Source organism: Kitasatospora sp. NPDC048540 (genome assembly GCF_040651175.1).
Taxonomy (GTDB): Bacteria; Actinomycetota; Actinomycetes; order Streptomycetales; family Streptomycetaceae; genus Kitasatospora.
Map to the genome: position 1 here is coordinate 41743 of NZ_JBEZIR010000004.1, position 20971 is coordinate 62713.

Sequence of the window (20971 nt, forward strand, 5' to 3'; positions counted from 1 at the left end):
TCGTCGTCCGCGTGGGCCGGTGCTCCGGTCCGGCCGGCCCCCCATCGGGTGGTCAGCAGGACCGGAGCAGCGTCGGCCACCGGCCGAGGGCCGTGTAGTCGGCGTCGGTGAGCCCGCGCCGGGGGTCCACCCGGTGCAGCAGCGCCGGGCCGGGGTGGTGGGCCGACACCCAGGCCCGGTCGGCCTCGGTGATCTCGTCGTCGACCCAGAGGAACCGGCGGCCCGCGGCCTGCTCGACCAGCGGCCGGGTCTTCCAGTGCAGGCCGCCGCCGTGCCCGGCCCCGTCGTCCTCGGTGGGCTCCGGCCAGGCCGCCACCGGCAGGGCGGGCAGGCCGAGCAGCGGGGCGACGCACTCGTTCGCCTCCTCGCCCCAGGTGGTGGCCCACACCAGCTCGCACCCCAGCGCCGCCAGCCGCGGCCCGTGGGCGGGGTCGATCCTGGCCAGCAGCGGGTTCGCGCCGGGCCCGGACCCGGCGGGGGTGCGGAAGACCGGGTACCCGTCCGGGAGTTGCTCCCGCGTGGCGCCGAAGGGGATGAGCGGGCCGTCGACGTCGAGGAAGAGCAGCGGGGGCCGCGCGGTGCCGGTCATCACCCCACGGTAGCCGGGCCCGCGGACGCGCCGTCGCCCGAGGGGACGGCCCGCTCCACGGGGATCCACAGTTCGGAGTCGGCGTGTGTGCCGTCCTGGGACGGGCGGGTGCGCAGCATCTCCGGGCCGGGCCGGCTCCGGTACGGGTTGGACGGGAACCACTGGGTGTACACGTCGCGCCACAGGTACTGCAGCGCCTGCGGGTACGGCCCGGAGTTCTCGAACACCGCCCAGGTGCCCGCCGGGACGGCCAGCGCGTCCAGGTCGTCGGGCGGCTCGGCGCTGGTCACCACGGCGTGGTGGTAGTCCAGTTCGACGCCCTCCTCGCGGCTGTCGGTGAGGTGGTCGACCACCGAGACGATCCCTTCGGGCTGCTGGTCGGACAGCTCCGCGATGCGCCGGACGGTCTCCGGGTCGATGCTCCTGATGTGTTCGGCGATGGCGGGGTTGACGCCCTCGTGCACGAGCGGGACCCGTGCGCACCTGCCGACCACCGTGAACCCGGCCTTCTCCACGATCCGGTACCGCATGCTGCTACTCCCTTCGACGATGAGACGGAAGGACATCCGGGGCTGGGACCGCAGGGCCGCGCCGGTGCGCCGGGCCTCGCCCGGACCCACGCCGTGGACCGCCCGGAACGCCCGTGCGAACGCCTCGCCCGAGGTGTAGCCGTAGCTCACCGCGATGTCCAGCAGCGTCCGCCCGCCGGCCAGGACCTCGGCGCCCGCGACGGTCATCCGCCGCCGCCGTACGTACTCCGACAGCGGCATCCCCGCCAGCGCGGAGAACAGCCGGCGGAAGTGGTACTCCGAGGTCATCGCCGTCCGTGCGAGCACCGCCACGTCGATCTCCCGGTCGAGGTGGCGCTCGATGTGGTCCATGGCTTCGTTCAGCCGTTCCAGCACCCGGTCTCTCCTTCCCTTGCGATCACCGACTCTAGGAAGGTGCCACTGTGCCCGACCCGACGATCGGTGCCCGCATCGGTCGGGTCGGCATCGGCCGGGTCCGCGCCCCCGGGGCCCGCGCCGGACCGGGCGCCGCCGCCGGTCCCCGCGGCCGAGTCGATTCCTCGGCGGCGGATCTGACGGTCTATCATCGCGCCATGGCCTCCGCTGAGCTGATCCGCATCGTGTCCCGTTCCTCCCCGATGGCGCTGGCCCAGGTGGAGCGGGTACGGGCCGAACTCGCCGTGCTGCACCCGGGGATCACCACCGAGGTGGTGCCGGTCACCACCTCGGGCGACCGCTGGCTGGGCGACCTGGCGGCGCTCGGCGGCAAGGGCGCGTTCACCAAGGAGGTGGACGCGGCGCTGCTGGCCGGAGAGGCCGACCTCGCGGTGCACTGCCTCAAGGACGTGCCGGCCGACCGCCCGCTGCCCGCCGGGACCGTGTTCGCGGCGTACCTGCGCCGCGACGACATCCGGGACGCCGTCGTCCACCCGGGCGGGCTGACCCTGGACGAGCTGCCGGCCGGCGCCCGGATCGGCACCTCCTCGGTGCGCCGGATCGCCCAGCTGGCCGCCTCCCACCCGCACCTGGATTGCGTGCCGATGCGCGGCAACGCCAACAGCCGGCTGGCCAAGCTGGACGCGGGTGAGGCCGACGCGCTGCTGCTGGCGGTCTCCGGTCTGGAGCGGATCGGCCTGCCCGGGCGGATGAGCGAGATCCTGCCGGTGGACACCATGTGCCCGCCGATCGGCGCGGGCATCCTCGCCCTGCAGTGCCGCCAGGACGACACCGCCACCATCGACACCGTGGCCGGCCTCGGTGACCGGGACACCTGGCGCGAGGCCACCGCGGAACGGATGTTCCTGCACGTGCTGCAGGGGCACTGCAACTCGCCGATCGCCGGGTACGCCAAGGCCGAGCCGGACGGCCGGCTGTCGCTGCGCGGGCGGGTGTTCTCGCCCGACGGCAAGCGGATCCTGGACGCCCACGAGTGGGCCGGGGCGCTCTCCCCCGAGGACCTCGGGACGGCCACCGCGCTTGCCCTGAAGCGGCAGGGCGCGCAGGAGCTGATCGAGGCCATCGCGCACTGACGTCCGCCGGCGGCCCGGGGCCGTCCGCCGTCCGGTCCGCCGCCCGCTCTTGACCTCAACCGCACTTCATTTCCGAGGATGACGGGGTCGAGCGGTTACGAGCGGGCGGAGGCGTCATGCGTGCGGTGTGGTTGAAGGAGTTCGGCGGGCCCGAGGTGCTGGCCGAGGGGGAGGCGCCGACCCCGGTGCCGGGGCCCGGCCAGGTGCTGGTGGAGGTCGCGTACGCGGGCATCACCTTCGTGGAGACGCAGTTCCGGGCCACCGGCCGGGGACCGTTCTCGGCCGGGCTGCCGATGATCCCGGGCAACGGCGTCGCGGGGGTGGTCACCGCCGCCGGCCCGGGCGTCGACCGCGCCCTGCTCGGCCGGCGGGTGGTCACCTCCACGGGCGGCTCCGGCGGCTACGCCGAGTACGCGGCCGTGCCGGCCGACGGCCTGTACGAGGTACCCGCGGAGCTCGCGCCGGACGAGGCGCTGGCGCTGCTCGCCGACGGCCGCACGGCCGTGCTGCAGATCGGCGCCGCCGCGCCGCGGCCCGGCGAACGGGTCCTGGTGGAGGCGGCCGCCGGGGGCGTCGGCACCCTGCTGGTCCAGTTGGCGCTCGCCGCCGGGGCCACCGTGGTGGCGGCGGCCGGCGGCGAGGACAAGCTGCGGCTCGCCCGCGGACTCGGCGCGCACGAGACCGTCGACTACCGCCGTCCCGGCTGGTCGGAGCAGCTCGAAGGCGTCGACGTGGTCCTCGACGGGGTCGGTGGCGAGATCGCCCGGGCCGCCTTCGCGCTGCTTCGGCCCGGCGGACGGATGGTCAGCTTCGGTCTGGCGAGCGGTGAATGGAGTTCGATCCCGGACGCGGAGGCCGCCGCCCGGCAGGTCACCCTGCTCCGGCCGCAGCCGACGCCCGTCCAGCTGCGGCAGGCCACCGCCCACGCGCTCGCCGAGGCGGCCGCGGGCCGGCTGCGCCCGGTCATCGGGCGGCGGCTGCCGCTGGCGCGGGCGGCCGAGGCGCACGCCGCCATCGGGTCGAGGGCGACCATCGGCAAGACGCTGCTGGAGGTGCGGGTCGGCCCTGCGGCGGTGGCCGGGAACTGAACGGCGGTCACCGGGAGGGATGTGCCGGCCGGGCCCGGGACCGGTCCCGTACGGTGCCGCGACGGTCGTCGTCCGCCCGGTGACGGTCGTGATCGGCCACGTCATGGTCAAGTCCGGACACTGTGCCGGTAATCCGGGGGATCCCCGGGGTTCCGGCGGCTCCGCGATCCTCCGGCGTTCGGCACCCGGCCTGGCCCGCCGCCCGGACGACCCCTTATGGTGGCGAAATCGGGCGTGGTGTGGGTGCCACAGTGGACAGCGGGACGTCGCGCGGCGGCGGGCGGGGCGGTGACCGGTAGTGGCGGACGTGACGACGACGCCTGGCGGCGACGAGTGGCGGTCCTTCGGTATCGAGGAGACCGTGGCGCTGCCGAACGGATCCGCCCCTGATGACCCGTCGGCGGAGCGGACCGTGCGGCTGCCGTCCGGCCGGATCCCGCCGCCGCCGCAGACGGCGCCCGCACCGGTGCCCTCCACCGGCTGGACCATGACCATGCCCGTCATCCAGCCGCCGGTGCCGCCGCCCGCCGCGGGCCCGGCCCCGGCGACGGCTCCCGCATCGGTGCCAGGACCTGGCGGGGAGCCGCAGACCACCCGCGGTGCGCGCGGCCGGATCCTGGTGATCGAGGGCGGTTACGGCGGCTCGGGCCGCCGGCCGTGGGGCCGTGGCGGCTCCGGGCAGGCCCCGGTGCTGTCCGCGATGCTCGCGGCCGTCCCCCCGCAGATGCTGCTGGTCGCCGACGCCGTCGACGCCGTCCACCTGCCGGGCGCCTGCGACCCGCAGAGCGTGCTGGCCCACCTGCGGGCGGCGGCCCGGCACCAGGGCCCGCTGCTGGTGCACCTCGGCGGCCACCTGGTGGCGGACCGCCGCAGCGGCCAGCTGCACCTGACACTGCGGGACGGCAAGGCGGGCGAGAGCCTGCCCTGGCAGGCGCTGGCGGCCGAGCTGCGGCACCGGCCGGCGGAGTGGGACACGCTGGTGATCGCCGACCTGAGCGCCGACCAGGCCGCGATGCCGCAGGTGCAGAGCGCGATCACCCCGCTGGTGGACGGTGTCCCGCTGTGGGCCGCAGTCAGCGCGGACCCCGACCAGATCGGCACCTTCACCCGTGCCCTGATCGAGGCGCTGCACGGCGGCCGGCCCGGGCTGGAAGCCGTCCTGACGCCCGAGCAGGTGCGCCAGCAGGTGCACTCGGTGCTGCGCCCGGACGTCGTCACGATCACCGCGCACGCCCCCGACCGGCCGGTCTTCCGCAACACCGCCCGGCAGATCGGCGGTGGCGCGGGGACCCAGCCGTACCAGGGACCGCGGCCCGCCGCCGTGATGCCGAAGGCGGCGCGGCCGGCGGCGCGGCCGACGGTCCGCCAGCCGGAGCCGGGAGCGGACCGGCCGACGGCCGATCAGCGCAGGCGGCCGCGGGTGCCGGTGTCGTTCTTCAAGCCGGACGTGCCGCTGACCCCCCGCCGGATCAACCCGGTGTCGCTGCTGAAGGGCGGCGCCGCCCCGGGCCCGGCCGAGCCCGCGGTGACGCTGGCGAAGGGCGTTCCGGCCCCGGCCGCGGAGCCGCCGGTGCGGCTCGCCAAGACACCGGCCGCAACCGCCGGGCAGCAACGGCCGGCGGAGCCGTCCGGGCCGCCCGCGGACCAGCAGGCCGCCGAGCAGCCGGGCACCGACCGGCCGGGCACCGGGCACGAGGCAGCGGCCGACCCCTTCGCGGCCTACCGCGAGGAGATCGGCGTGATCGTCCGCAGCGCGGACAACGGCGACCACGACACCGCCACCGGTCTGGCCCGGACACTGGAGGAGCGGGCGGTCGCCGCGTTCGGACCGGTCGCCCCGGTGGTGCTGCAGGTGCGTCAGGTCCGGGCGCACGTCTCCCGGCTGGCGGGCCGTCCGGCCGTCGCCGCGGACCTGTACCGGGAGGTCGCGCTGACCCTGCTGCGTACCGAGGGCCCCGAGCACCCCGAGGCCCAGCAGGCGGCCGCCAACGCGGAGGCGTGCTGGCGGGCGATCGAGAGCCCGGCGGAGGCGATCGGGGTCGCGCCGGACATCATCGAGCTGCGGGCGCACCTGCCCGGCCCGGAGGGCCGCAAGCTGCGGGCCGCCGAGCGCTATCTGCGGCAGCTGGTCGACGCCAAGGCGGCGGCCGAGCCGCAGCCGGTGCCGGCGGCGGACTGACGCAGGCCGCCCGGCCGCTCCCGGGGTCCGTCCGACCGTTCCCGCCGGGCGCGCGACGTCCCCCGGCCTCCGGCCGGGGAGGTGCCCTCGGCGCCACCGACGGCTGCGCCCCCCGTCCGGCCCGCGCTGGGGTGCGCGGAGCCGTACGGAGGGCGCTGGGCCGGGCGGGACGGTCGTGGGTCAGCGGCCCGCGAGCGCGCGCACGAAGCGGTTGGCGTCGATGGTGCCGAGGCCGGAGGCCAGGTCGTAGCCCTTGGCGGCCTGGTAGCCGGTCACGGTGTCCCAGGAGTTGTCACCGGCGGTGACGTCGGTGATGCCGCTCCACTGGGCGGGCAGGCCGGCGAGTGCGTAGAGCCGCCAGTTCAGCTGGCCGAGCCGGTGGCCGGCGAGCTGGTCGGCCAGCGCGACGATGCCCGAGAAGATCGGGGTGGCCTCGCTGGTGCCGCCGGTCAGGTGCCAGCCGACCCGGGTCGGGTCGTAGGACTCGTACGTCCAGGCGGCGCCGTCGACGGCCGCGCTCATGCTGATGTCGGGGGTGCCGCGGTGGTTGCCGGTGACCTTGGCGACGCCGAGCTGGTACCACGGGCGGTCGAAGACACCGGACACGCCGCCGCCGGCCGCCCCGTAGTCGTCGTGCCAGACCTTGTCGGGGGCGGTCCGCTTGCCGTCGTTGTCCAGGGTCAGCTGGGTGCCGCCGATCGAGGTGACCAGCGGGTCGGAGGACGGCCAGGAGTTGACCTTGTACGGGTACAGGTCGCTGCCGTTCTCCATCGCGTCGGTCGCGCCGGCGTCGCCGGAGGCGGCGAGCACGGTGACGTCCTTGGCGGCGGCCGCCTGGAAGGCGTAGCGCAGGTCGGTCAGCGACTTGAAGTCGCCCTTGTCGAAGCCGGGGAAGGTGTTCTCGGTGGCGCCGAAGCTCTGCGAGATCACGTCCGCGCGGCCGGACTTGATCAGTGCCTTCTCGGCGTCCATCATCTCGGGCAGGCCGACCACGCCCTCGGTCTCGGCGACCCCGGTCTCCACCAGCACGATGTGCGCGTCGGGCGCGATGGCGTGCGCGTACTCGACGTCCAGGGTGGTCTCGCCGGCCCAGCCGGTGTGGTCCCCGTTGGTCGGGTCGAAGGGCGGGACGTTGCCCCACTTGACCACCTCGACCTGGGTGTCGGGGATGCCCCACTGCTTGTCGAAGACCTCAAGGTCGTGCTGGATGGTCGGGGAACCGAAGGAGTCGACGATGACGATCGTCCGGCCCTTGCCGGTGACGCCGTCGTGGTAGAGCGGCCCGAGGTTGTACGCGGTCCGGTACTGCAGCGGCGAGTAGCAGTGGATCGCGAGCTTCGCCACGCAGTCGGAGGTCGGTATCGGCGCGGCCAGCGCGGCCCGGCTGATGTGGCCGCTGGAGGCGGGCCGGACGTGGACGGTGGCCTGCCCGGCCGCGTGGCCGGCCACGGCGGTCGCGGTCTGCGCGGTGACCGTCGCGCCGGTGAGGGCGGTGGCCCCGACGGCGAACAGCGCCAGGGTGCGCGCGGTGACGGAGCGTCGGGGACCCGCGGTGGCGGGGGTGATGCCCATGGGACTCCTCGGGAGGATGGGAGCCGGCCTTGGCGACCGGCCCCCATATCCCATCGGCAGTCGAGCGGGCCTTCCATAGTCAGAGCGGGGCCGTCCGGGTGGTCTGTGCAGGCCACCGGATCAGGTAAAGAGCGGCCCTGCTCTTGGTAAGGTCCCTGCTCAGCCGGACGGCTGACGGTCGGTCAGCGGGCGCCGCCGTTCACGTAGAGGGTCTGGCCGCTGACGTACGAGGAGTCCTCGGAGACCAGGAAGGCGACCACCGAGGCGATCTCCTCGGGCTGCCCGACCCGGCGCAGCGGGGTGCGCTCGGCGACCTGCGCCTGGTGGTCCTCGGGGGAGGCGCCGACCCGCTCGGCGGTGGCGGCGGTCATCGAGGTGGCGATGTAGCCGGGGGCGACCGCGTTGACGTTGATGTTGAACGGGCCGAGCTCGATCGCGAGGGTGGCGGTCAGGCCCTGGATGCCGGCCTTGGCGGCGGCGTAGTTGGCCTGGCCGCGGTTGCCGAGGGCGGAGCGCGAGCTGAGCGAGACGATCTTGCCGTACTTCTGCTGCACCATGTACTTCTGTGCCACGTGGCTGCAGTTGTAGGCGCTGGTCAGGTTGACCGTCAGGACGGCGTCCCAGTCGGCCTTGGCCATCTTGAAGAACAGGTTGTCGCGGGTGATGCCGGCGTTGTTGACCAGGATGTGCAGCCCGCCGAGCTCCTCGGCGACCCGGGCGAAGACGGCTTCCACCGCGTCGTAGTCGGCCACGTCGCAGCCGTACGCCTTCGCCGTGCCGCCCTTGGCGGTGATCGCGTCCACGGTCTCCTGGGCCCGCTCGGCGCCGAGGTCGACCACGGCCACGGCCGCGCCCTCCTCCGCGAGGCGCCGGGCGGTGGCCGCTCCGATGCCCTGGGCGGCGCCGGTGACCACGGCGACCTTGCCTGCGAAACGTGTCACTGCATTCTCCTTGCTGGGTGAGGGGGGTTCGGGCGGTGTGGGCGGGGTCAGGCGTTCTCGACCAGGACGGCGCTGCCCTGGCCGACGCCCACGCACATGGTGGCGAGGCCGCGGCGGGCGCCGGTCCGGCGCATCCGGTGCAGCAGGGTGGTGAGGATCCGGGCGCCGGAGCCGCCCAGCGGGTGGCCGAGCGCGATCGCCCCGCCGGAGGGGTTGACCAGCTCCGGGTCGAAGCCGAGCTCCCGGACGCTGGCGAGCGCCTGCGCGGCGAAGGCCTCGTTGAACTCCGCCTCCTCGACGTCGGCGACCGACCAGCCGAGGCGGTCCAGCACCTTGCGGGTGGCCGGGACCGGGCCGATGCCCATCACGTCGGGGTGGACGCCCATCGAGGCGCCCGCGGCGTACCGGCCGAGCGGTTCCAGCTCCAGCTCGTTCAGGGCCTGCTCGCCGACCAGCAGCAGGGCGGCGGCGCCGTCGTTCATCGGCGAGGCGTTGCCGGCGGTGACGGTGCCGCCCGGCCGGAACGCGGGCCTGAGGGCGGCGAGCTTGGCCAGGGTGGTGTCCTCGCGGATCGACTCGTCCTGGCCCACGGTCACCCCGTCGGGCCGCTCGACCGGCAGGATCTCGGCGTCGAAGTGGCCGTCCTTGCGGGCCGCGGCGGCCCGCTGGTGGCTGCGCAGCGCGAACGCGTCCTGGTCCTCGCGGCTGACGCCGTACCGGGCGGCGACCTCCTCGGCGGTCTCGCCCATCGACAGGATGCCGTGCAGGTCCTTCATCCTGGGGTTGGTGAGCCGCCAGCCGAGCCGGGTGTCGAAGGTCTCGATCCGGTGCGGCAGTGCCTCGTCGGGGCGGGGCAGTACGAACGGGGCCCGGCTCATCGACTCGCAGCCGCCGGCCACGACGATCTCGGCCTCGCCGGAGCCGATCGCCCGGGCGGCCGTGGTGACGGCCTCCATCCCGGAGGCGCAGAGCCGGTTGAGGGTGGCTCCGGGCACCGAGTCGGGCAGGCCGGCCAGCAGGACGGCCATCCGGGCCAGGTTGCGGTTGTCCTCGCCGGCTTGGTTGGCGGCGCCCCAGTAGACGTCGTCGATCCGGGCCGGGTCGAGCCGCGGCACGTCGGCGAGCAGGCCGCGCAGCACGGCGGCCGACAGGTCGTCGGGGCGGACGGTGGACAGCGCACCGCGCAGCCGCCCGATCGGGGTGCGGCGGGCGGCGGCGAAGTAGACAGGGCGCACTTCTTCGGGCTCCTTATCGGGACTGGACCGGCGGTGGCGGGAGGGATCGGCCCGCCGGGCTCAGAACGCGCTGACGCCGGTGAGGGCCCGGCCGATCAGCAGCTTGTGGATCTGGCTGGTGCCCTCGTACAGGGTCATCACCCGGGCGTCGCGCAGCAGCTTGCCGACCGGGTACTCGTCGATGAAGCCGTAGCCGCCGAAGACCTGGAGGGCGTTGTTGGCGGCCCGCACGGCGGCCTCGCTCGCGAACAGCTTGGCGACGGAGGACTCGGTGGCGAACGGCAGGCCGCGTTCGATGTGGTCGGCGACCCGCCAGGTCAGCAGGCGGGCGGCGTCGACGTCCACCGCGATGTCGGAGATCAGCTCCTGGACCAGCTGGTGCCCGGCGATCGGGCGGCCGAACTGCTCGCGCTCCTTCGCGTAGCCGACCGCCGCGTCCAGGCACGCCCGGGCGATGCCGACGCAGCCGGCGGCGACCGACATCCGGCCCTTGGCCAGTGCGGCCATCGCGACCGAGAAGCCCTTGCCCTCGGCGCCGAGCCTGGCGCTGTCGGGCACCCGTACGGCGTCGAAGGACAGTTCTGCGGTGGCCTGCCCGCGCAGGCCGAGCTTGCCGTGGATCAGGGTGCGTCCGAAGCCGGGCAGGTCGGTCGGGACCAGGAACGCCGTGACGCCCCGGTGGCCCGGTTCGCCGGTGCGGGCGAAGACCAGCGCCACCTCGGCCCAGGTGCCGTTGGTGATGAACATCTTGGCGCCGCTGATCAGCCAGTGGTCGCCGTCGCGGACCGCCCGGGTGGTCAGGTTGGCGGCGTCCGAGCCGGTGCCCGGCTCGGTGAGGGCGAAGCAGCCGAGCGCCTCGCCGGAGGTCAGCCGGGGCAGCCAGTGCCGTTTCTGCTCCTCGGTGCCGTACGCGTTCACCGACTTGGCCACCAGGCCGAGGCTGACCGAGACGATCCCGCGCACCGCCGAGTCGCCGCGCCCGAGCTCCTCCAGCACCAGGCAGTACGAGAGGTGGTCGCCGCCGCTGCCGCCGTACTCCTCGGGGATGGTCAGGCCGAGGAAGCCGAGCTTCGCCAGCTTGCCGACCACCGCCCGGTCGACCGATTCGGCGCGGTCCCACTCGGCCGCGTACGGGGCGACCTCCCGGTCGGTGAAGGCGGCGGCCAGCTCCCGGACGGCGGTCTGTTCATCGGAGAGTTCCAGGTTCACGGCGGGGGACACCTCGATAAACTAGCGCTGCAAGTTTTATCCGGACTCTAACCCGCCGGGCCCCCGCCGCCAAGGGGCCCTGCCAGAATGTCGACCGCGAGCACCACCGGGCCCGCGCGACCCACCAGACCCACCCGACCGGAGGAGGCGACCATGGCCCGACCCCGCACACCCCTGCTCAGCCGCGAGCGCATCGTCACCGCCGCACTCACCCTGGTCGACGCCGAGGGCCTGGACGCGCTCTCCACCCGCCGGCTCGCCACCGAGCTCTCGGTCAGCGGCCCGTCCCTCTACAACCACTTCGCGACCAAGGACGACCTGCTCGACGCGGTGGTCGACAGCGTGATGGGCGAAGTCGACCTGTCGATGTTCTCGGCCGCCGCCGACTGGCGCACCGCGCTGCGCGACTGGGCCCGCTCCTACCGCGCGGCGCTCGCCGCCCACCCGCACATCGTCCCCGTCCTCGCCCAGGGCCCCGGCCGCCGGCCCAATGCGCTCCGGCTGGCCGACGCCGTCTTCGGCTGCCTGGTCCGGGCCGGCTGGCCGCGCGGCCAGGCGACCAGGATCGGCGCACTGATGCGCTACTTCATCACCGGCTCCGCGCTCGGCTCGTTCGCCGCCGGCTTCCCCGAGGACGCCCAGTTGTACGCCGCGGACTACCCGCACCTGGGCGAGGCCCACCTGCTGGCGGAACACCAGCGGCGGATTGACGAGGGTGCCTTCGAGACCGGCCTGCAGGCCCTGCTGGACGGCCTCGGGCTACGCTTCGAGCGGCTCGCCGCCGAAGCCCGCACCGGCACCGGCGCGACCACCGGCACCGGTGCTGGTGGTCCTGGTGCCGTTGACGCTGCCGCCGCCGACTGACGCCAGCGCCGCCCGCACCTCCGAGGCCGGATCGCCCGCGTGGTAGATCCGCTCGCTGGGCTCGATCCCGTCGAGGAACTCCTGGTACCGCACCGCGTACGAGAGGTGCATCAGCGGCTCGGCCACCACCAGCGCCCCCGCCGGGTCGCTGCCCGGCAGCAGCTCCGACCAGGCTCGCACCCAGGCGCGCCGGACCTCGGCCCACCGCGCGGGCGGCAGGAACGCCCGGGGCCGCAGCCCGTCCACGGCCGGGTGGCCGAGGTGCGCGTCGGAGAAGTCGACGGCCACCGTGCGCCGCCCGTCGAAGCGCCAGTTGCCGGGGTGGAAGTCCCCGTGCACCACCGTCACCGGCAGCCCGCAGGCCGCCAGCCGGGCCGTCAGCGCGGGCAGCGCGTCCGCCAGGCGGTACGCCGCCGCCAGCTCCCCGGCGCCCAGCTCGTTCACCGCCCCGGAGGCGAGCAGCGCCCGGAACCGTCCCGCCAGCACCCCGGGCGAGCGGTCGGGCAGCCCCGGTACGGCGGGGCCGCCGGCCAGCCTCGCCTGGGCGGCCGCCCACCGTCCGACCACGGCGAGCATCGCGTCGTCGGGAACGCCCCAGCAGTCCTCGCCGGGGACGTGGTCCAGCAGCATCCGCCGCCCGTCGGCCGCCAGCACCGCCGGTACCAGCCCGGGATCGACCACGGCGAAGGCAGCGATCACCTCGGCCTCCGCCACCGCGAACCGCGGCGTCGTCTTCAGCCACACCGGCCCGGCCGCTGTCGGGAGCCGGATCAGCCCGGACAGGTTCCAGCTCTTCACCTGCCGCACCGGCCCCGCCACCGGCCGGCCCAGCCGCGTCAGCTCCCGCCCCGCCCAGTCCAGCGCCGAGCGCAGCCCGTCCGGGGTGGCCCACTCGGCCCGCAGCGGGTCCCCGTCCAACCGCTCCCCGTCGTCCGCGCCCAGCACCTCCCCGGGACGCCGCAGCGCCTCCGCGTGGTAGGTGACCAGCCCGCCCCTGGCGTCCTCCCCGCCGACCACCGAGTGCAGCCGCAGCACCAGCGCCGGCACCCCGAGCACGCTCTCCAGCCGCTCCGCCACCGGGCCGACCTCGGCCCACCACGGGGACTCCACCGGGAACGGCCCGACCGTCCCCAGCCGCTCGCCCCGCCAGGTCACCAGCACCTTCACGGTGCGCCCCGCCGTCTCAGCCACCCGGGCATTGTCCGGGCCCGCCGGTCACCGGTCCAGCGCATTACCGGCCGTGCCGGCAGCCGTGCCCGTGGCTCCGCCCGCCGCCGTGCCCGCCGGACCTACCAGGGGGACCGGGTGACGAAGGCCGGCCGCTGGTCCGGGTCCACCGGGTCGTAGTAGCGGTGGTACACCGGCGTGAGGCCGCCAGAGACGGGTGGCACGATCCAGCTCCAGTCCGCCGGGGTCGGACGGCCGAGCCGCTGCTCCTGGGCGATGTGCTTGAGGAAGCGCACCGACTCGGTGTGGTGGTCGGCGATGGTCACGCCGGCCTCCTGGAAGGAGTGCAGCACCGCCAGGTTGAGTTCGACCAGCGCCCGGTCCCGCCAGAGCGTCCGCTCGTTGGTGGTGTCGAGGCCGAGCCGCTCGGCGACCGTCGCCAGCATGTCGTACCGGTCGGCGTCGGCGAGGTTGCGGGCGCCGATCTCCGTGCCCATGTACCAGCCGTTGAAGGGGGCGGCCGGGTAGCTGACCCCGCCGATCTCGAGTGCCATGTCGCTGATCGCCGGCACCGTGTACCACCGCAGGCCGAGTTCGGCGAACCAGCCGTGCTCGGGGTGGCTCAGCCGCACCTCCGACACGGCGTCGTCGGGCAGCTCGTACCAGTGCGGTGCGTCGGCCGGACCCTGCTGGATCAGCAACGGCAGCACGTCGAACCGGCCCTCGCCGCCCTTCCACCCCAACCGCAGGGCCAGGTCGGCCGGTTCGGTGCCGGCCGGATCGCCGAGCAGTCCGCCGTCGGGGAGCCGGTGGCCCGCGTAGCGCACCAGCTGCTGGTTGAGGATCCGCGGCGCCGGGCGGTCCGGCCGGTCGGGCGCGAAGACGGAGATCACCGGACGGATCCGCCCGCCGTTGGCGGCCGCCCGCAGGTGCTCGAAGCACTGCTCGGCCATCTCGTCCGGCGCGGTGACGTGCCGCAGGTCGCGGACCACCAGGCTGCGCCAGTAGAGCCGCCCGATGCAGCGGGCCGAGTTCCGCCAGGCGACCCGGGCCCCGAACGCCAGCTCCTCGGCGGTGTGGGTGTAGCTCCCGGTGCGGTCGATCTCGTCCAGCACCTGACGGATCCTCGGGCCGGGGCCGACGGCGCCGGGCCGCTCGTGGTGGAACTGCCGGATGAACGCCTCGGCCTGTGCGGCCGGCTCGGCCCGTACGGCCTGCGGGTCGTACGCGCCCGACGCGGTCCCGGGACGCCGCACGGCCGGTCCGGACGGGCCCGGGCCCTCGGAGTCCGGTACGGGACGCGGCTCCTGGCCGAGGTGGCTGCCGTACCCGGCCGGTGCGCCGTGCCCGGGGTGGGCGTAGGGGCAGACGCCCGCCTGGCCGGGCTTGCGAGGACGAAACCGACTGAAGATCAAGAGCACATCCCTCCTGCCCCCATGGCTACCGGATGCGCGTTCCCGCCCGCAGCGAGAGGACGATTCGGGCCCCGCGCCGATCGTGACGGCGCTATGGTGCGACGCCGAGGGGCGCCCGCCCGGACAGCTGTCCGGTGGACGCCCCCGCGGCCTTGCGCCGTGGGCCGGCCAGGCAGTCGGCCCGGGTCAGCCCATGTCCTCCAGCCGGACGCCCTTGGTCTCCTTCACGTACCGGGCCACGAAGAAGGCCGAACCCAGCGCGAACGCCGCATAGATCGCGTACGTGGCCGACAGGTTCCACCGGGACAGCGACGGGAAGCTCACCGTGATCGCCCAGTTGGCGACCCACTGGACGGAGGCGGCGAGCGACAGGGCGGCCGCCCGGATCCGGTTCGGGAACATCTCGCCCAGCATCACCCAGACCACCACACCCCAGGACATCGCGAAGAACAGCACGAACGCGTTGGCCGCCACCAGCGCCACCGTGCCCTGCAGATCGGGGACCGAGACCTCGTCCCCGCTGCCGGTGGCGTAGCTGAACGCCCAGGCGGCGGTCGCCAGCGAGAGCGCCATGCCGGCCGAACCGATCAGCGCCAGCGGCTTGCGGCCGATCCGGTCGACCAGCAGGATCGCGACCACGGTGCCGACGATGTTGATGACCGAGCTGGAGAAGCTGATCAGCAGCGAGCTGCTCTGGTCCACGCCGACCGACTGCCAGAGGATCGACGAGTAGTAGAAGATCACGTTGATGCCCACCAGCTGCTGGAACACCGACAGGCCGATACCGGCCCAGACGACCGGCAGCAGGCCGAACCGCCCGCCGAGCAGGTCCCGCATGCGCGGCTGGTGGTCGGAGGCGATCAGCGTGCGGATCTCCTCGATCCGGGCGTCGGTGTCGGCCGCGTCGCCCTCGATCTCGCGGAGCACCGAACGGGCCTGCTCGGTGCGCCCGGCTGCGATCAGGAACCGCGGGGACTCCGGGATCAGCGCGGCCATCACGAAGTAGACGACGGCCGGCACCACGCAGATGCCGAGCATCCACTGCCAGGCCTCCAGGCCCAGCAGCTGCCCGCGGGTGTCGCCGTCGGCGGCCCGGGCGAGCAGCCAGTTGACCAGCTGGGAGACGGCGATGCCGAGGACGATCGCCGCCTGCTGGAACGAGGCCAGCCGGCCGCGGTAGCGGGTCGGTGCGACCTCGGCGATGTAGGTCGGCGCGATCACCGAGGCGATACCGATCGCCGCGCCGCCCAGCACCCGCCAGCAGGCCAGGTCCCAGGCGGCGAAGGGCAGCATCGAGCCGACCGCGCTCACCCCGAACAACACGGCCGACACCTTCATCACCCGGATCCGGCCGTACCGGTCGGCGAACCGCCCGGCCAGCGCCGCGCCCACCGCCGACCCGAGCAGGGCCGAGGAGACGATCAGCCCGGTCACGCCGTCCCCGACGGCGAACCGGCCCTGGATGCCGGAGACGGCACCGTTGATCACCGAGCTGTCATAGCCGAACAGGAAGCCGCCGAGGGCGGCGGCCGCCGTGATGAAGACGACGAAGCCGAGCCGGTCGGCCGACCGGGTCTCCGGCTGCACAGCCGTGGGTAGGGCGCTCACGATTCGACTCCCGAGTACTCAACATTGAGCTTTCCGCCCGAGAGCGTAGCCGCAATCATTCAAGTCATGCACTCAGGATCCCGATTTGTCCGGTCAATGACCGATGGCATCCGTTCAAATAATGAACGGATGCCATCGGGGTCGAGCTACTCGCGTCAGCTCGGCACCGCCAGCGACAGCCCGAACCGGCCCTGCTCATCGGTCCACCACTCGGCCAGCCGCAGCCCGGCCGCCGTCAGCTCGTCCGCGATCCTGGTGCGGCGGAACTTCGCGGACACCTCGGTCCTCAGTTCCTCGCCCTCCTCGAAGTGCACCGGCAGATCGAGCGCCCGGATCTTGACCGTCTGGGCCCGGGTCGACCGCAGCCGCATCTCGATCCACTCCTGCTTCGGGTCCCAGACCGCCACGTGCTCGAACAGGTCCGGGTCGAAGTCCGCGTCCAGCTCCCGGTCCAGCACGGACAGCACGTTCTTGTTGAACTCCGCCGTCACGCCCGCGGCGTCGTCGTACGCCGCGACCAGCACCCCGGGATCCTTCACCAGGTCGGTACCCAGCAGCAGCGCGTCACCCGGCTTGAGCAGCCGGCGCAGCCCGGCCAGGAACTCGGCCCGCTCCTGCGGCAGCAGGTTCCCCAGCGTCCCGCCGAGGAACGCCAGCAGCTTCGGCCCCTCACCGGCCGGCATGCCCAGCCCGTGCGTGAAGTCCGACAGCACGGCCCGCACCGCCAGCCCCGGGTACTCGCGGGTCAGCCCGCGCCCGGCGGCGTCCAGCGCGCTCTCGCTGACGTCCACCGGCACGTACGTCTCCAGCGTGCCGAGCTCCTGCAAGGCGTCCAGCAGCAGCCGGGTCTTCTCCGACGAGCCGGACCCCAGCTCCACCAGCGTCCTGGCCCGGGTGATCGCGGCGATCTCACGGGCCCGGCTGGTCAGGATCTCCCGCTCCGCCCGGGTCGGGTAGTACTCCGGCAGCCGGGTGATCTCCTCGAACAGGTCGCTGCCCCGGGCGTCGTAGAACCACTTCGGCGGCAGGGTCTTGGGGCTCGCGGTCAGACCGTGCTGCACGTCGTGGCGTAGCGCGTGGCTGAAGTGATCGGCGGGCAGGAGCCGGGTCAGGTGGTAGGAGCTCACGGCTGTTCGTCCTCTCGAAAGTCGTCTCAACACTCGTCTCAACACTCGTCATCCGCTTCGTACCGGGACGGCCGCGGGGGCCGTCCCGTCGCGTCGTGGTCACCTGGTCCGTGAGGCGGGCGCGCCGTCAACCCGGCTGGATCGGCAGCACGTTGACCCCCGAGGAGTCGGCCGTCAGCAGGGAGTGGTCGGGTACCGCCGTCCAGCCCGGACCGTCGTCGCCCGGCTCGGAGGCGACCAGCACGCCCTCCCCGGGCCGCCCGGTGCGGTGGAACAGCGTGTCCCCCCAGGCCGTGGCGGCGATCGAAGTCCCGTCCGTCAGCAGCAGATTGAGCCGGGCATCGGGTCCGTACCCGGCCAGCGCCCGTACCGTCCCGGCCAGCGCCTCACCTGGCGGTGCCCCGGCCCGCAGCCGGTGCAGCACCAGCGCCCACACCAGCGCCGAGTCGCTGCGGGCCTCCAGAGCCAGCAGCTCCGCGGGCGGCAGCGCGGCGGCGGCCTTGTCGTACCGCTCGGGCCAGCCGGGCAGCGCGCCGTTGTGGCTGAACAGCCAGCGCCCCGCCGCGAACGGCGCCGCCGCCTCCTCCCCGGCCGCGCACCCCGGCGTGGCCGAGCGGACGGCGGCCAGCAGCGCCCGGGTGCGGACCACCCGGGCCAGGTCCTCGAAGGACCGGTCGGCCCAGATCGGCCCGGTCCGCCGGTACCGGGCGGGGACCTCGTCGCCGTCCGCGTACCAGCCGACCCCGAAGCCGTCCACGTTCACCGTGCCGTACCGCTGCGACCGGGGCGCCCAGGACTGGTGGTACAGCCCGAACGGCGGCGCCACCACCAGCTCCCGGATCGGCACCGCCGGCCCCAGATAGGCGAGATGGCGGCACATCAGTCGCCCTCCACCGAACAGGCGGTACGGAAACCGGAGAAGATCTGGCGGCGGATCGGATAGTCCCAGTTGCGGAAGGTGCCACGGCAGGCGACCGGCGCCACCGCGAACGAACCGCCGCGCAGCACCTTGTACTCCGGCCCGAAGAACACCTCCGAGTACTCCCGGTACGGCCAGGCCCGGAAGCCCGGGTACGGCAGGAAGTCACTGGCCGTCCACTCCCACACGTCACCGATCAACTGCCGGGCGCCGTGGGCGGAACCGCCGTCGGGGTAGCTGCCCACCGGGGCGGGCTGGAGGTGCCGCTGGCCGAGGTTGGCGTGCTCGGGACCGGGGGAGGCGTCACCCCAGGGGAAGCGCCGGGAGCGGCCGCTCACCGGGTCGAACCTGGCCGCCTTCTCCCACTCCGCCTCGGTCGGCAGCCTGCGCCCGGCCCACCGCGCGTACGCGTCCGCCTCGTACCAGCTGACGTGCAGCACCGGCTCCTGCGGCGGCACCGGCTCCACCGCGCCGAACCGGCGGCGCAGCCACTGGCCGCCCTCCTCGGTCCAGAACAGCGGCGCCACCAGCCCGGCCTGCAGGCGGTGCTTCCAGCCCTCGGGGGTCCACCAGCGGGGCTCGTCGTAGCCGCCGTCCGCGATGAACCGCTGGTAGGCGGCGTTGCTCACCGGCGTGGTGTCCAGCCGGAAGGCGGGCAACTCCACCTGGTGCGCCGGGCGTTCGTTGTCCAGCGCCCACGGCTCGGTGTCGGTCCCCATGGTGAACGGCCCGGCCGGCACCAGGACCTCGGGCGGCAACCGGTCGGCACCCACGGGGGCGGGCGGCGGGGGAGAGGTCAGCGCGACGGGGCCGCGCCGCAGCTGGTGGGTGATCAACATCGTCTCGTCGTGCTGCTGCTCGTGCTGCGCGATCAGCCCGAACGCGAACCCGTCCGTGAGCAACCGGGTGCCCTCCAACGGGCTGGCCTCCAGCAGGTCGAGCACCCGGCCGCGGACCTCGTGCGCGTAGGCGCGGGCCTCGGCGGGCGGAAGCAGCGGCAGGGTGGGGCGTTCGGAGCGCGGGTGCTCGAACGCGTCGTACAGCGGGTCGATCTCCGGATGCATCGGGTCGCGGCCGGCGACGTTCCGCAGCAGCCACAACTCCTCCTGGTTCCCGATGTGGGCCAGGTCCCAGACCAGCGGCGACATGAGCGGCGAGTGCTGGGCGGTCAGGTCGTGGTCCTCGACGCAGTCCGTCAGCCGCGCGGTGCGCTCGCGCGCGGCGATCAGCTCACCGGCGATCAGCTCCCGCAGCGCGGCGGTTCCGGGGGCGGGGGTTCCGGGTGCGGGGGGTCCGGATGCGGCGGGGCCCGGTGCAGCAGGGCCCGGTGTAGCGGGTGGTGTGGCGGTGCCGGGGTGTGCGGCGGTGCCGGGGGTCGGCTCGGGCCGGTCGGTGTTCAGCACGGTGCGGCCTCCTCGGGTACGGGGCGGGCGCCCGCTCGCAGGGTGTCCAGCTGGTCGTCGGCGGGGCAGCGGCCGCGCGCCGGGTAACGCTCGGCGAAGGCGGTGAGCCTCTCGCGCAGCAGGTCGGCGCCCTCTGCGGCCTGTGCGCCCGCGGGGCGGTCAGCGCGGCCGAGCGCCTGTTCGGCGGCGCCGAAGCAGGCGAGAGCGGCGCGCCGCAGCTCGGGGTCGGACATCCCCAGCACCGCCGCGCGCTGCCACAGGGCGTTGCGCGGGGCGTTCACGGTGAAGTCCACATTCGCGCGGGTGCGACCGTTCACGTAAGCGTGAGCGTTCGCGGGGCTGCGGCCGTTCACGGTGTGGTGAGCGTTCGCGCTCCGGCCACCGTTCACGTTTTCGGTCATGCGATCGTTCACGTCAGCGCGACCGTTCGCACCCGCGCCGCCATTTGCGCCGCCGCCACCATTCACGCCGCCGCTACCGTTCACGCGCGCGCTGCCGTTCGCACCCACGCCACCGTTCGCGCTCGCGCTGCCGTTCACGCTTGCGTGACCGCTCACGCTCGCGCCACCACTCACGTTCGCGTGAACGCTCGCGCCGTCCACCGAGTACAGCCGCTCCAACGCCGCGAACGCCGCGTCGGCCGCCACCGGGTCGTCCAGCAGCGCACTCACCAGCGCCAGCGGCGTCAGCCAGCCGTCGCCGGGCTGCGCGTCGAGCATCCGCAGCTCCAGGTGGCCGCGTGGCCGGACCGGCGGGAAGAGCGTCGTGCGGTGGTAGTCCAGGTCGGCCAGGGTGGCGGGTCGGTCGCCCGCGCCACGCAGCCAGTCCCGGAAGGTCAGCCCGGTGGGCGCCGTCCACGGCTGGCCGTCCGGGCGCTGGACGCACAGCACCTTGGCATCCAGCACGTACCGGGCCCACGCCTCCCGCGGGTCGCCGCCGGGCGGCGGGGCCAAGGTGCGGCTCGGGTCCATCCGCGACCACACCATCTGCCGGGTGGAGCGGTAGCCGGTCGGCCGGCCGTCCAGCAGCGGCGAGTTGGCGAACGCCGCGACCAGCACCGGCCCCAGCAGGTGCACCAGCCGCCAGCGCTCCGCCAGCGACTGCGCCCCGCGCTCGGTGCCCGCGTCGACGCTTACCTGCACGGATGCAGTGCCGCACATCATGATCCGGCCCCACGGCCCGGCCCGGTCGAAGTACTTCTCCATCGCCACGTACCGGGGGTGGGTGAGCTGCATCCGGCGCTCGCGGGCCAGCGGGTCGGTACCGCTGCCGGTGAGGCACAGCCCCTGGGTGGCGTACGCCGCCCGCAGGGCCGCCTGGTCGCGGCGCAGATCGACGGCGCATCTGCCGGGGTCCTCGGCGGGGAGGGAGCTGAGCTCGACCTGGCCGCCGGGTTCGTGCGTGAGGGTGGCGCCCGCGGGAAGCAGCGGGCCGTCGGGGTGGTCGGGCAGCGCCGCCACTGCGGCGGCCGCGCGGGCCGGGTCGACCGGGATGTCCGGACATCGGGAGTCATGGACGAACCACTCGGTCTCGACCCCGATCAGCCGGGGCGGCCCGATTTTGAAGCAGATCCCGGCGAGGTGTTCCTCGGCCGAGGCTTCGGTCAGCGGGGTCACG

17 protein-coding genes are annotated in these 20971 nt (G+C 74.4%); 4 read left to right on the plus strand and 13 right to left on the minus strand.

Annotated elements, in window-relative coordinates; genetic code table 11:
* Positions 1 to 52: 52 nt before the first annotated feature.
* Complete coding sequence (locus AB0D08_RS03600) at positions 53 to 589, minus strand: HAD domain-containing protein (RefSeq protein WP_033822397.1); 537 nt, start codon at positions 587 to 589, stop codon at positions 53 to 55.
* On the minus strand, positions 589 to 1494 hold the full coding sequence (locus tag AB0D08_RS03605) for an AraC family transcriptional regulator (RefSeq protein WP_359886101.1): 906 nt from the start codon (positions 1492 to 1494) through the stop codon (positions 589 to 591). Before AB0D08_RS03605 ends, AB0D08_RS03600 begins: the two co-directional genes overlap by 1 nt.
* Positions 1495 to 1691: 197 nt before the next feature.
* Here AB0D08_RS03605 and hemC point away from each other — a divergent pair, with 197 nt between their 5' ends.
* The 3 genes from hemC to AB0D08_RS03620 all read left to right on the plus strand — a co-directional run bounded on the left by hemC (position 1692) and on the right by AB0D08_RS03620 (position 5894).
* Positions 1692 to 2627 (plus strand): hydroxymethylbilane synthase, encoded by a 936-nt coding sequence (gene hemC / locus AB0D08_RS03610; RefSeq protein ID WP_359886102.1) that lies wholly within the window; start codon positions 1692 to 1694, stop codon positions 2625 to 2627.
* A 116-nt stretch (positions 2628 to 2743) separates the two neighbouring features.
* Complete coding sequence (locus AB0D08_RS03615) at positions 2744 to 3715, plus strand: zinc-binding dehydrogenase (protein ID WP_359886103.1); 972 nt, start codon at positions 2744 to 2746, stop codon at positions 3713 to 3715.
* 307 nt (positions 3716 to 4022) lie between these two features.
* A complete protein-coding gene (locus AB0D08_RS03620) occupies positions 4023 to 5894 on the plus strand; it encodes a hypothetical protein (protein ID WP_359886104.1) in 1872 nt (623 codons plus the stop codon).
* 180 nt (positions 5895 to 6074) lie between these two features.
* Here the strand turns inward: AB0D08_RS03620 and AB0D08_RS03625 are convergent, their stop codons facing one another.
* The 4 genes from AB0D08_RS03625 to AB0D08_RS03640 form a co-directional block, all read right to left on the minus strand.
* A complete protein-coding gene (locus AB0D08_RS03625; RefSeq protein ID WP_033822394.1) occupies positions 6075 to 7466 on the minus strand; it encodes a S53 family peptidase in 1392 nt (463 codons plus the stop codon).
* 182 nt (positions 7467 to 7648) lie between these two features.
* The gene (gene fabG, locus AB0D08_RS03630; RefSeq protein WP_033822393.1) at positions 7649 to 8407 is read right to left on the minus strand and encodes a 3-oxoacyl-ACP reductase FabG; all 759 of its coding nucleotides are present in this window, start codon (positions 8405 to 8407) and stop codon (positions 7649 to 7651) included.
* Between the two features lie 47 nt (positions 8408 to 8454).
* Positions 8455 to 9642 (minus strand): acetyl-CoA C-acyltransferase, encoded by a 1188-nt coding sequence (locus tag AB0D08_RS03635; RefSeq protein ID WP_033822392.1) that lies wholly within the window; start codon positions 9640 to 9642, stop codon positions 8455 to 8457.
* Positions 9643 to 9702: 60 nt separating this feature from the next.
* The gene (locus AB0D08_RS03640; RefSeq protein ID WP_033822391.1) at positions 9703 to 10851 is read right to left on the minus strand and encodes an acyl-CoA dehydrogenase family protein; all 1149 of its coding nucleotides are present in this window, start codon (positions 10849 to 10851) and stop codon (positions 9703 to 9705) included.
* Between the two features lie 153 nt (positions 10852 to 11004).
* Here AB0D08_RS03640 and AB0D08_RS03645 point away from each other — a divergent pair, with 153 nt between their 5' ends.
* Positions 11005 to 11715 carry a TetR/AcrR family transcriptional regulator C-terminal domain-containing protein gene (locus AB0D08_RS03645; RefSeq protein WP_082526793.1) on the plus strand — a complete coding sequence of 237 codons (711 nt, stop codon included), beginning with the start codon at positions 11005 to 11007 and terminating at the stop codon, positions 11713 to 11715.
* Here the strand turns inward: AB0D08_RS03645 and AB0D08_RS03650 are convergent.
* From AB0D08_RS03650 to egtA, 7 genes are all read right to left on the minus strand, one after another.
* Positions 11611 to 12906: an aminoglycoside phosphotransferase family protein gene (locus AB0D08_RS03650; protein WP_359886105.1), complete on the minus strand. Its 1296-nt coding sequence runs from the start codon at positions 12904 to 12906 to the stop codon at positions 11611 to 11613. The genes AB0D08_RS03645 and AB0D08_RS03650 overlap by 105 nt on opposite strands.
* 98 nt (positions 12907 to 13004) lie before the next feature.
* Entirely contained in the window at positions 13005 to 14297 is a 1293-nt protein-coding gene (locus tag AB0D08_RS03655) for a nitric oxide synthase oxygenase (RefSeq protein ID WP_359886106.1), read from the minus strand.
* Between the two features lie 186 nt (positions 14298 to 14483).
* Complete coding sequence (locus tag AB0D08_RS03660; protein WP_051813231.1) at positions 14484 to 15905, minus strand: sugar porter family MFS transporter; 1422 nt, start codon at positions 15903 to 15905, stop codon at positions 14484 to 14486.
* Between the two features lie 155 nt (positions 15906 to 16060).
* Positions 16061 to 17032, minus strand: a complete 972-nt coding sequence (gene egtD, locus AB0D08_RS03665) for an L-histidine N(alpha)-methyltransferase (protein WP_033822389.1) — start codon at positions 17030 to 17032, stop codon at positions 16061 to 16063.
* 127 nt (positions 17033 to 17159) lie between these two features.
* Positions 17160 to 17912 carry an ergothioneine biosynthesis protein EgtC gene (egtC, locus tag AB0D08_RS03670; protein ID WP_033822388.1) on the minus strand — a complete coding sequence of 251 codons (753 nt, stop codon included), beginning with the start codon at positions 17910 to 17912 and terminating at the stop codon, positions 17160 to 17162.
* Positions 17912 to 19204 carry an ergothioneine biosynthesis protein EgtB gene (gene egtB / locus AB0D08_RS03675; RefSeq protein ID WP_359886145.1) on the minus strand — a complete coding sequence of 431 codons (1293 nt, stop codon included), beginning with the start codon at positions 19202 to 19204 and terminating at the stop codon, positions 17912 to 17914. Before egtB ends, egtC begins: the two co-directional genes overlap by 1 nt.
* A gap of 143 nt (positions 19205 to 19347) precedes the next feature.
* Positions 19348 to 20970 (minus strand): ergothioneine biosynthesis glutamate--cysteine ligase EgtA, encoded by a 1623-nt coding sequence (egtA, locus tag AB0D08_RS03680; protein WP_359886107.1) that lies wholly within the window; start codon positions 20968 to 20970, stop codon positions 19348 to 19350.
* Position 20971 lies beyond the last annotated feature (1 nt).